This is a genomic window from Candidatus Corynebacterium faecigallinarum (assembly GCF_052264515.1).
GTDB lineage: Bacteria > Actinomycetota > Actinomycetes > Mycobacteriales > Mycobacteriaceae > Corynebacterium > Corynebacterium faecigallinarum.
This window is the reverse complement of record NZ_JBQQOC010000041.1, coordinates 1-11835: the sequence shown is the minus strand read 5'-3', so window position 1 is coordinate 11835 and position 11835 is coordinate 1. Positions and strand designations below refer to the sequence as shown.

Here is an 11835-nt window from a genome sequence, read left to right as displayed (position 1 = left end):
CCCTCGGTGTGTTCCTCGCCCCCGGCATCCGCCACAGAAAGGTGACCTTTGTCTCATCACCGCCTCGTTGGATGCCCTGTCCCGCCACCTGTAATGACGAGAGGGAGCGCCATCCGCGGCGTTCTGGGACCGGAAGTTCTCGGTGCCCAGCCTCGTGGCATAAAGGTAGCACTTAAGCAGCTCCTCAGGATCGGGCGTCCGGACGTTGACCTCAGTGGTTGTACCGTGACCTGTGGTTTTGGAGACGGTGGTCGACGTGGATGGGGAGTTCACGGGGTGAGAGCCGTCTTCCGGGTTCACATCACGCTGTGCGCACTATAAGTGATGGTCACAAGGGGGCCAGGAGAAGTCTCGGTATACGTTGAGCACGACGTGGTGTAATGGCACACGCACGGGCTACGGCAGTATCCGGGACCTCGCCCACGGCGACGCATTCGCCACCTGCCCCACACCTGCCCGATACTCGTTCGGACGCAGAGTCGTCGTTGACGAGATGGCCGCTAATCGCGTAGGTTCTCCATTGTTCAGGACAGACTGACCTTATAGATCTCCGTTTGGTGTCTGTGTCCCTGTCGCCATCCCGAATCCCACCCGGTGTTCCTCACGAACGCAGGGATGATGGGCAACCCCGGTGGCACGGCCCGCTGGATCGGGGAGTTGCCTTCCACCAGAACGCAAAGGACGACCCACGGCCATGGCCCACCGGACGCTGACAACCCTCACCGCCCCGAACCCCACCATTTCCGGAGCCCCGGATGCACAACCGGGGTTGTGCGTCCCGGTGACGGATGCCGGTGCGAACTCATGAGCCATGGCGATCGCTGGGTTCTGCTGACCATGGCTGATATGTGGCAGATGCAATTGGCCGTATCCGACGCGGGGGAGGGGAGTGCGTAATGACCATCATCGTGACCGGCGCGGCCGGCGGGATAGGGCGCTCCGTCGTCGACGCCTTGGCCAATGAGCTGGCTGGTACTGGTGCCCCCGGTCTCCACACCGAACCCGGTGACGCCGATCCGGCCACCGTCCTTGCCGTCGACCTTCCCGGCAGCGACTGGCCGGACCACTGGCAGGAGGCCCGGTCGGCCACTGTCCGGTGCTGGGAAGGCGATCTGAGCGTCGAATCGGATGTCGCCGCACTGTACGCTGCGGCCGAGGCGTCCGGTCCAATCACCGGGATCGCTCATGTAGCCGGAATTTTCGACCTGGTCTCCCTGGCGGAGACGACCCTGGAACAGTTCGAGCGGATCCACCGGGTCAACGCCACCGGCACCTTCCTGCTCTTGCGTGAGGCTGCACGACGGATGGCGGAGGGCGGTTCGGTGGTAACCGTGACGTCCAATGCGGCGCGGGTTCCGCGTTCCGGCATGGCTGCCTACGGCTCGTCGAAGGCTGCGGCGACACAGCTCACCAGGATCGCGGGGCTGGAGCTGGCCGAGCGGGGCATTCGCGCCAATGTGGTGTGCCCGGGTTCCACGGACACGTCGATGCAGCGGGGGATGTGGGGCGATGACCCGGAGGGCGGCCGCCGTGCGGTGCTGTCCGGTGATCCTGCGGCGCACCGCATAGGTATCCCGCTGGGACGCATCGCTGAGCCACAGGATGTGGCCGAGGTGGTGTCCTTCCTCCTTTCGGAACGGGCCCGGCACGTGACGCTGCAGGAGATCTTCGTCGACGGAGGTGCCAGCCTGGGCCCATGATCCTCGCGTGTGTCACACAGATCGTGATTCGTCACCCCTCACTGTCGAGAAGAAAGGTCACCTCTCCATGACCATCTCTGATATCCAGTTCTCCCCGGCTGAACCCGCATTCTTTTCCAGCGCAGCAGCCCGCTGGCAGGTCCACGGTCCGGCGTATGAGGTTCACCCCGTGCAGCTGGGCGCTGCGGCGGACCGCTGCTTCGAACGGCATTCCGCTGCCGAGGTCGCGCTCATCGCAGCACCCTTCGTGTCGGACGCTCCGGACGCACCGGCAGTGCTCGTCGCCGGTGTGCAGGACGATTCCGCCGGCGTCACCGCCACCGCTGCCATTGCCTCCACCGCTGCACCCCAGTTCGGCCAACCCGAGGAGCGTCCGCCGCGGGAGATCTTCGAATCCCGGGTCGCCGCAGCGGTGGAGGTGATGCGCACCGAGCAGGACACCCCGGCCGCTGATGCTCTGCGGAAGGTTGTTCTGGGCCGCCAGTTGCGTCTGCCATTCACGGCAGGGGAGACCCCGGCTTCGACCCAGGTCGGGGATCCCACTGACACCCCGACCACCGTCGCCGCACGGCTTCGGGAAGGTCTCGATGCCGGTAACGGAGCAGGTTTCGGCTTCACCATCCCGCTGGGCCACGGCGGAGCTCTGGTCGGACGCAGCCCGGAGTTGCTGTTGCGCCGCACCGGCAGGGAGGTGGAGTCCACCCCGTTGGCGGGGTCCGCACCGCGGACCGGCGATCCCGTGCAGGACGCGAGGACCAGGCAGCGGTTGCTCTCCTCGGCGAAGGACCAGCAGGAGCACCTCTACGTGGTCAACAATGTCGCCCGGCTGCTCCGCTCTGTGTTCCGAGGTCATTGTTCCGGATGGCCCGGAGATTTTCGAGACAGAGACGATGTTGCATCTGGGAACGCGGATCCGCGGGATCCTGAACCCCGGACGTGATGGCACGGTGCCGGGTGCCTTCGAACTCTCCGAGCTGCTGCACCCCACCCCGGCGGTCTGCGGCACACCCACGGACCGCGCTCGACAGTTGATCGCCGACGTCGAGAAACCGCGTCGGTACTTTGCGGGGCTCGTCGGGTGGCAGGACCGTCAGGGTGATGGCGAGACGGCGGTGACCATCCGGTGCGCGGAGATCACGCCGCAGTCCGTGGAACTCTTCGCCGGGGCCGGGATCATCAGCGATTCCGATCCGTCGTCGGAGGCGGATGAGACGCTCAACAAGATGCGTACCGTCCTGCGCGCTCTCGGGGTGGAGCAGGACGCTACGGGTCACCGTCGCGCTGTCAGCAGCGTCGGCACCGACGTCACCAATGTCACCGACGGCAGTGATGGCCGGGTCGACTGGGCCGGCGGTGACGGGAGTATCGCCAATCTGCTACCGGAGGCGGCCCGGTGAGCTGAATGCCCGATACGTCAGACACCACCCACTCCGAAAGCAATCTCACCAACCAAGGAGACATGATGACTGCTCAGCACGTGACCGACATCCCCACCGGGATCGCCTACGAGGTTCCGGACGCATTGCCGGAGCGCATCCGGTCCGTCGGTGGGGTGGACTGGCCGGCCGACCCCGCGCGCAGCGTGCTGTTGGTCCACGACATGCAGGACCACTTCGTGGACAAGTACCAGCGGGATGCCGAGCCGATGAGTTCGGTGATCCGGGGTATCCAGAAGCTCGTGGCGACGGCCCGTGCGGCTGGCGTCCCGGTGGTCTTCAGCGCTCAGCCCGGTGACCAGGACCCGGTGGAGCGCGCGTTGCTCACGGATTTCTGGGGCACCGGTCCGCGGACCTCGGCGACCGGGCTCATCCCGGAGCTCGGCGAGGCCGGTGAGATCGCGGACTCGGAGCGGATGTGCAAGTGGCGGTACAGTGCCTTCCAGCGCACGGACCTGCACCATCGGCTTGCCGAGTCGGACAGGGACACGCTGGTGATCACCGGGGTGTACGCCAACATCGGGATCAAGGCCACTGCCCTGGAGGCCTTCATGACCGACATTCGCTCGGTGGTCGTGGCGGACGCTGTCGCCGACTTCACCGTGGACGAGCACTAGGCCGGAGTGGAATGGGTGGCCCGCCGCTGCGGTGCAGTCGCTGGACTGGATGAGGTGCTCGACAGGTGGGGGAGGGCAGAAGTGGGGGACTCAGCCGCAGATGTTTCACGTGAAACCATCGGAATGCCCCAGTCGCTCCGGCAGTGACCTCGCTGTCACACCCAGTCACACCCACCGCATCTTCGCCGGTGAATTCCCTGGAATCGTGACATGGACACCGATCTCCGCTCCGACGATATCCGTCCCACCGACGCTGCCTGTTACCTCTACGCGTTCGAGAATCCCCTCACGGGCCTCTCTCCGGCCGTGGCCTTTGCGGTCGACGTCGAGTGCGAATATGTCGAATGCAGCGACGACGAGGAGGAATGGGAGGAGGACGTCGCCGTCAGTGTCGAGTGGATCCCCTTCACGGGCCGCACGTGGCGTGACCTGGTCTCCCTGTCGTTGACGGATGTTGAGTGCTATACCGACGGCACCAGTCCCCGAACCCTCGGTGTACTACGCGGGCGTCCACCACCGGATGGGGACGCTGTCCGTGCAGGTCCTGGGCATCGCAGAAGCCGCGGGAGGTAGCGGAGATGGCGGAGTAGGGGGTGCCGGTCTACCCCAGGTGGAGCTGCGGATCAGCATGTCCGGGGATCTCGATGGACTCGGTATCGACCGGGTCGATCTCACGGTCACTGCATCGTTCACCGGGCTGGTGTCGAACCTTGCGAACACCGAGGAACTCATCAGTCTCGACGGACTGACCGAGACCGAGAACGGTCGCTGGGCACCGTTGAGGACGTAGCCGGAGCCCCGTAAACAGACAGCTTGGTCTAGGATATTTTCACCGTCTCACCTGCGAATACATCAATAGTAGACAGATCGGTACTTGCGCTTTGGCAGACAGAGTGGTCTACTAGTCGACATGACTACGACACTCACGGCACCATCATCCGCGCCGACCCGACTTCCGCTGGCCGTCCTGGCCGCGGAGGTCCGGGGCCGCATGATGTGCGTGGTGATCGATTCCTACTTCGACGAAGGTCTCGCCCCCGGCCTCGTCTCCGTGCGCATCCCGACCGACGATCCGGCCTGGCATGAGCTGCGCACCGCCCCGCGACTGGGTATCTCGGTGCTCAACCCGCTGCAGACCATCGGCGTGGCGAACATCCACCACTCGCTGACCGCCGACCGCGATGGCAGCGCCCTGGTGGACGGGGCATCTGTTCATCTGTCCACCACGCTCTACCAGGAGTTCGACGCCGGCGAGCATGCCGTGGCCCTGCTTCACGTGCTGGGCCGCACCGTGGGCGACATTGCCCCCGAGCAGCGCGAGTTCCTCTACACCGCCGCCTGATTCAGCGAGTCCCCGGGGAGTAGACCTGGACACCCCACGTCCACACCCCTAACCCAGGCTCCATGCCGACCCCATGCCTGGCTCCCTGTCGGAAAGGTGGGATCAATCGCTGGCATTCAGCCCGAAAACCATCGATTGATCCCACCTTTCCGACATCTGCGGGGGAGTGGGCCCACGGAGCGCGTGGACCGGGATAAAGTACCTGGTCAGGGGATCATGGCATTGCAGGCTACTCGCCAGGAGGCCAGGACTGCCCGGCCGCCCGGCCCCGGCCGCCTAGTGGACCTCGTTCCCGGCGGCCTCCCCGCCGCCTAGTTGTAGTTCCCCGCGGCCTCAGCGGCAGCGGCTTCCGCAGCCTCGATCTCCTCGTTGAACTCCCGCTTCGAGGCCTGCCACTCGTCCTCGACCATGCCCAGGCGCCAGTACCCGGAGATCGACACATCAGACTTCGGCACACCGTTCTCCACGAACAGGAAACGCCGCAGGTCACGGATCATCTCCGCCACACCGTGGATGAACCACCGCGTCCCCTCCGCGGGCAGTGATGCCTCGGTCACCGCACGCACCAGCTCGGTGCCGTGGGTGGCTCCGTCGCGCTCGACCCAGTGCAGCGTCAGCCCGGGGTGGGAGGGCGCAGCCAGCCGAGAGTCAGCATTCTCGATCTCCACGTATGCCACCGCCGTCGCATCCTCCGGCATGGCCTCGATCCCGGCAAAGATGGCGGGAGCGGCGGCCTCGTCACCGACGTAGACCACGTCACCGTCGGGGTGCCACGCCCCACCCGGCCCCATGAACCCGATCTGATCCCCGGCTGATGCTGCCGCGGCCCACGGCCCGGCCAGTCCGGTGTCGCCGTGCGCGACGAAGTCGATGTCCACGGTCCCGGCGGCCTCGTCCCAGGAGCGCAGCGTGTACGTCCGGGTCACCGGCCACTGGTCACGTGGCAGTTCCTCGCGCACAGCAGCGGGGTCGAAGGGCCAGGAGTAGGACGCCTCCTCCGGCGGGAACAACAGCTTCACGTAGTGGTCGGTCTCGGTCAGGCCCTCGTAGGAGAAGCCGGCGGATTCGTCCACGGCCAGGGTCACACGGATCATGTCGGGGGAGATCCACGAGGTCGCGGTGACGGTCCCGGAGTGGGCGGGGCGGGCGGGACGTGAGCGGCGGGACGTATCGGGCTTATCAGCCATGGAAAGGCTCTCCTATCTCGTTGGTGTCGCGACCATCCTACGCACCTGCCCCGGAATTAGCCCATGAGGTGGTAAGATGGCCGGGTCTACCACCTAGTCTTCTAGAAGGGAACGCGAACGAAGTGAGCGACGACAACACCGGCGGCGGCGAGACGCTGTTCGACCGCATCACCCCCATTGACCTCAATGAGGAGATGCGGAACAGCTACATCGACTACGCCATGAGCGTCATCGTGGGACGTGCGCTCCCCGAGGTGCGGGACGGCATGAAGCCGGTCCACCGACGCGTCCTGTACGCCATGTTCGACTCCGGCTACCGTCCGGACCGCAGCTACGTGAAGTCCGCGCGTCCGGTCGCCGACACGATGGGTCATTTCCACCCGCACGGCGACTCCGCCATCTACGACACCCTGGTGCGCATGGCCCAGCCGTGGTCGATGCGCTATCCGCTGGTCGATGGCCAGGGCAACTTCGGTTCCCGCGGTAACGACGGCGCCGCCGCCATGCGTTACACCGAGTGCCGCATGACCCCGCTGGCGCTGGAGATGGTCCGCGACATCCGCGAGAACACCGTGGACTTTGTGCCGAACTACGACGGCAAGACCAGCGAGCCGGCCGTCCTGCCGTCGCGCGTGCCGAACCTGCTGATGAACGGGTCCGGCGGTATCGCCGTCGGCATGGCGACGAACATCCCGCCGCACAACCTCAATGAGTTGGCCGAGGCGATCTTCTGGCTGCTGGAGAACCCGGACGCTGACGAGCAGACCGCGTTGGACGCCTGCATGGAGTGCGTCAAGGGGCCGGACTTCCCGACCCACGGCATCATCGTCGGTGACCAGGGCATCAAGGACGCCTACACCACCGGTCGCGGGTCGATCCGGATGCGCGGCAAGGCCGACATCGAGGAGGAGGGCAACCGGCAGATCATCGTCATCACCGAGCTGCCCTACCAGGTCAACCCGGACAACCTGGTGACCTCCATCGCCGAGCAGGTCCGCGACGGCAAGATCGCCGGCATCTCGAAGATCGACGACGAGTCCTCCGACCGTGTCGGTATGCGCATCGTGGTCACCCTTAAGCGGGACGCCGTGCCGCGCGTGGTGCTGAACAACCTCTACAAGCACTCGCAGCTGCAGACCAGCTTCGGTGCGAACATGCTCTCCATCGTCGACGGTGTGCCGCGTACCCTGCGCCTGGACCAGATGCTGGTGCTGTACGTCAAGCACCAGGTCGAGGTCATCGTGCGGCGTACCCAGTACCGGTTGGACGAGGCGGAGAAGCGCGCCCACATCCTGCGTGGTCTGGTCAAGGCGCTGGACGCCCTGGACGAGGTCATCGCCCTGATCCGCCGCTCGCAGACCGTGGACATCGCCCGCGAGGGGCTGCGCGACCTGCTGGACATCGACGATGTGCAGGCCGACGCCATCCTGGCGATGCAGCTGCGTCGTCTGGCCGCCCTGGAGCGTCAGAAGATCATCGACGAGTTGGCGGAGATCGAGGAGACCATCGCCGACCTGAAGGACATCCTGGCGTCCCCCGAGCGTCAGCGTACGATCGTGCGCGACGAGCTCGCGGAGATCGTCGAGAAGTTCGGCGATGAGCGCCGGACCGAGATCGTCGGTGCCACCGGTGACGTGTCCGAGGAGGACCTCATCGCCCGGGAGAACGTGGTCGTCACGATCACCTCCACCGGCTACGCCAAGCGCACGAAGGTGGATTCCTACCGTTCGCAGCGTCGTGGCGGCAAGGGTGTGCGCGGTGCGGAGTTGAAGCAGGACGATATCGTCCGGCACTTCTTCGTGTGTTCCACCCACGACATCATCATGTTCTTCACGAACTTCGGCCGGGTGTACCGCCTGAAGGCCTATGAGTTGCCGGAGGCCACCCGCACCGCCCGTGGCCAGCACGTGGCGAACCTGCTGGAGTTCCAGCCGGGTGAGCAGATCGCGCAGGTCATCCAGATCCAGTCCTTCGAGGACGCCCCGTACCTGGTGCTGGCGACCCAGCAGGGCCGGATCAAGAAGTCGCGTCTCACCGACTACGACACGGCCCGTTCCGGCGGCCTGATCGCCATCAACCTCAACGAGGGCGACAAGCTCATCGGTGCCCGCCTGTGTACCGGTGAGGACGATCTGCTGCTGGTCTCCGAGGAGGGTCAGGCGCTGCGGTTCACCGCCGACGATGACACGCTGCGTCCGATGGGTCGTGCGACCGCGGGTGTGAAGGGTATGCGGTTCAAGGGCGATGACCAGCTGCTGGCGCTCACCGTGGCCGACGACGACTCCTGCCTGCTGGTGGCGACCTCCGGTGGCTACGGCAAGCGCACCCCGGTGGAGGAGTACCCGGTGAAGGGTCGTGGCACCCTCGGTGTGATGACCTTCAAGTACGACCCGAAGCGCGGCAAGCTGATCGGTGCGGTCACGGTGGGTCAGGACGAGGAGGTCTTCGCGATCACCTCGGCCGGCGGTGTGATCCGTACCCCGGTGAAGCAGATCCGTAATTCCTCGCGGGCGACCATGGGCGTGCGCCTGGTGGACCTGGCCAAGGGTGTGGAGCTGCTGGCCATCGACCGCAATGTCGAGGACGAGGGCGAAGAGGTTGTCGCCCAGAAGGCTGATGAATGAGGACGGTCACGGAGATCTCTCCGGCCAGCGCCCTGAAGCTGGGCGCGGTGTTGAGCGTGTGCCTGTGGGTGGCCTGGATGGTCGCCGCGGCACTGGTCTACATCCTTATGGGGATCGGTGGCATCTGGGACCGGATGAACAACCTCCTGGCTGACCTGTTGGGTGCCGACGCGGTGAGTACCGGGATGTACTTCACTGTGGCGGCCGGTCTCGGCCTACTGGAGGTCGTTGTGGTGGCTCTGATGTCCCCGGTGCTGGCGGTGCTCTACAACGCCTCTGCGGGGCTTGTGGGCGGCCTGAAGGTCCGTGTGGAGGACGAGAACGCTGCCGCTGCCGCCGTGGTGGGTGGTGCAGCCTCCGGAGCCGCTCCTGCCGCCGCTTCGGCTGCCGCACCGAGCACCGCTGCGGCGGCTGGCTCCGGTAAGGACTCGGACACTGCTGCGACGGCTGGGGAACAGTCCGGCAATCAGTCCAAAAAGTAGAGTTGACCAGCCGGTTTGTGTGAAATGAACCGACTGGGTAGAGTTTCCATCTGTTCGACGGGCCTATAGCTCAGGCGGTTAGAGCGCTTCGCTGATAACGAAGAGGTCGGAGGTTCAAGTCCTCCTAGGCCCACCAGTACGACCTACCCCGTACATGTTCGGGGCTGTAGCTCAATTGGTAGAGCATCTGCTTTGCAAGCAGAAGGTCAGGGGTTCGATTCCCCTCAGCTCCACAATGGTGAACACGAGATAGAGGGCACTTCCCGGTCACGGGAGGTGCCCTTCACTCGTTGGTGGGGCAGCCGGCCGATCTGGCAGCATAGTGAGCCGTGTCGGCTGCGGGAGCGTCGTGTCCCGTGTCGGTGCCGGCGTGACGGCACACGCGGCGTAAGGGCAGTCAGGGGGATGTCTGTACCCCCACTCGGCGCGTGATGTGCCTCCGGGCGCTGCTTCGGGCCATAATGAAAGTGGTTCACGGAGGTATCTGGCGATGGCCCTCGTGACCTCGTCCCATCATGGGGACGACCTTTCGGATTCGGGCGCACACTGTTGACGGTGTGCGCCCGTTCTCGTTGCTGCACCCTTGGTGCCACCAAGGTGGGGGGGATGTAATTGTGAAGCCTGTTGCCTTAGTGAAATGAATGATACGTTATCTTTCAGGCGCAGTTCCTCAGGCGAGGGGATCTGTGTCGAGGGTCGATGGGGACCCTCCTTTCGGAGAGAAGGCGCGCACCGTTACACGGTGCGCGCTTTTCTTTTATGTCCATGTATTTCCTCCGAGGGTGCACAATCGTGGTTCTATGTCCGGGTGTTACAGCCTCTGGAATCTTTTCAGGGCGTTCGTGTGTGGTGGCTCACTTGCTGTGGGGGAAGGCCTGCGCATGTGCTTCTACCCGTGCCGTTATATGTAACGCACATCTGTTGCCACTGTTTACCTGCGCAAAAGATGCCACCGGGGGTAGGGCTGGGGGGACAGCAGATTTTCTATATTGCGGACCAGAATGATCAGCCGTAGATTCATTCCTGTCAGCAGGGCAGAACGTCCTGGCTCATCACATACCTAACGAAAGGGTGCTCATCATGATCGACACCATCTCTACCTTCCTCACCGACGTTGTCTACACCCTGTGGGCCGCCATCGACGGCCTCGTTAACGCCATTGGCGGCAGCCTTACCGGCGAGTAGTAAGACTCCCATCCCCACGGGGATGTGAGTACACCTCCGGGCCCCGTCCCACCACATGGTGGGGCGGGGCTCCCGCACGTCCGGGCCGGTGCGTCCTACCGAAGCGTGTGGATAACCACCGCCGGCCCCTGTGGCGCTCTGCGCCGGACGTGTGGACACCGCACGACGCTGTGGATAACTACACCGCGCTCGGCGACCGCTGTACACACAGGGCACGGACATGTGGACAACTTTCACCGACGTGGTCATCCCTGGGAGTCTGGACGGAGCCTGGGTGGGGTCTAGGTAGGGTCCGTGAGGAATCCGCCGAGGTGCCGTGGTGAAGGCCGGGAGCTGGAGGACACGCCCCGCATCCGGTTTGGTGACCGGACCGGGGGCGGGTGTACGATATTCCCTGTTGCACGGGGCTATAGCTCAGTTGGTAGAGCGTTGCGTTCGCAATGCAAAGGTCTGGGGTTCGATTCCCCATAGCTCCACAGCAGATGAAGGGCACCTTCCGAGGTTATGGGAGGTGCCCTTCTCCGCATCCTGGGCAATGCTCCAGCGAGTCGAGATCACTGCTTCGTCATCGCTGGAGTCATGCCTTGGTGCTGGCACGGTATGTGCGCGCCTGCTTCATGACGTAGTCGGTCGGGCAGGAGCGAAGAGAGCGTTATTCTCGAGTAATCGCCCTGCCGCCCTTGGCTGGTGTAAAATCTCCCGCAATGAAAGTTCGTGACGACAGCCTAGATAAGGCTAAAGGAATACTCATATTCCTGGTAGTCCTGGGCCACTTCCTTCAACGGATTGTGGGCCGGGACGATGAAATCAGTCGTGCACTGATGACGGCCATATACTCGTTCCACATGCCGGCATTCGTTTTCCTGGCTGGAATCACCGCTAAATCGAACAAGCTGCTGGACCGAGTTCTTGTATTCCTCGTTCTCGTGGTCACCGCGCAACCGGTGTACCGCTACTGGGTGGCATACTTCGATGAGCCGCCGGACGCCGACGTGTATGAACCGTACTGGATCACCTGGTTCCTGCTCGCCATGGTGTGGTGGTTCCTCCTTCTGCCAGTTATCGAGCGATTCCCCAAGACCATGCTGGTGTCATCCGTTGTGATCGCGGTGCTCGCAGGCCTGATCACCGTGGTTGACTATGAACTGTCGATCGCGCGAACGCTGACATTCCTCCCTTTCTTCGTGGTGGGAAAGCTGTACGGAATGAGGTTGCTGCAGTGGGCCGGAAGTTTGCCAACGATACACAAACTGGGGCTAACT

General features: G+C 64.3%; 8 protein-coding genes, 3 tRNA genes and 1 pseudogene. 11 read left to right on the top strand and 1 reads right to left on the bottom strand.

Annotated features, from left to right (window positions below; translation table 11 throughout):
* The first annotated feature begins 896 nt into the window (after positions 1-896).
* From ACTXPP_RS13435 to ACTXPP_RS13415, 5 genes and pseudogenes are all read left to right on the top strand, one after another.
* Positions 897-1700, top strand: a complete 804-nt coding sequence (locus tag ACTXPP_RS13435) for an SDR family oxidoreductase (protein WP_443342593.1) — start codon at positions 897-899, stop codon at positions 1698-1700.
* 67 nt (positions 1701-1767) lie between these two features.
* A pseudogene (locus tag ACTXPP_RS13430) lies at positions 1768-3097 on the top strand (isochorismate synthase).
* 65 nt (positions 3098-3162) lie between these two features.
* On the top strand, positions 3163-3753 hold the full coding sequence (locus tag ACTXPP_RS13425) for an isochorismatase family protein (RefSeq protein ID WP_443342592.1): 591 nt from the start codon (positions 3163-3165) through the stop codon (positions 3751-3753).
* A 451-nt stretch (positions 3754-4204) separates the two neighbouring features.
* On the top strand, positions 4205-4543 hold the full coding sequence (locus tag ACTXPP_RS13420) for a hypothetical protein (RefSeq protein ID WP_443342590.1): 339 nt from the start codon (positions 4205-4207) through the stop codon (positions 4541-4543).
* Between the two features lie 120 nt (positions 4544-4663).
* Positions 4664-5095, top strand: a complete 432-nt coding sequence (locus ACTXPP_RS13415) for a flavin reductase (RefSeq protein WP_443342588.1) — start codon at positions 4664-4666, stop codon at positions 5093-5095.
* A 311-nt stretch (positions 5096-5406) separates the two neighbouring features.
* Here the strand turns inward: ACTXPP_RS13415 and ACTXPP_RS13410 are convergent, their stop codons facing one another.
* A complete protein-coding gene (locus tag ACTXPP_RS13410; RefSeq protein WP_443342585.1) occupies positions 5407-6282 on the bottom strand; it encodes a siderophore-interacting protein in 876 nt (291 codons plus the stop codon).
* Between the two features lie 122 nt (positions 6283-6404).
* Between ACTXPP_RS13410 and gyrA the strand changes: the two genes are divergently transcribed.
* The 6 genes from gyrA to ACTXPP_RS13380 form a co-directional block, all read left to right on the top strand.
* Complete coding sequence (gene gyrA / locus ACTXPP_RS13405; protein ID WP_301521055.1) at positions 6405-8906, top strand: DNA gyrase subunit A; 2502 nt, start codon at positions 6405-6407, stop codon at positions 8904-8906.
* A complete protein-coding gene (locus ACTXPP_RS13400) occupies positions 8903-9388 on the top strand; it encodes a DUF3566 domain-containing protein (protein WP_441578824.1) in 486 nt (161 codons plus the stop codon). Before gyrA ends, ACTXPP_RS13400 begins: the two co-directional genes overlap by 4 nt.
* Positions 9389-9447: 59 nt before the next feature.
* Positions 9448-9524, top strand: a tRNA-Ile gene (locus tag ACTXPP_RS13395).
* 24 nt (positions 9525-9548) lie between these two features.
* Positions 9549-9621, top strand: a tRNA-Ala gene (locus tag ACTXPP_RS13390).
* A 1355-nt stretch (positions 9622-10976) separates the two neighbouring features.
* Positions 10977-11049: transfer RNA gene (locus tag ACTXPP_RS13385), tRNA-Ala, on the top strand.
* 228 nt (positions 11050-11277) lie between these two features.
* Positions 11278-11835, top strand: a 558-nt coding sequence (locus tag ACTXPP_RS13380) for an acyltransferase family protein (RefSeq protein ID WP_443342582.1), incomplete at its 3' end; no start/stop codon positions are given.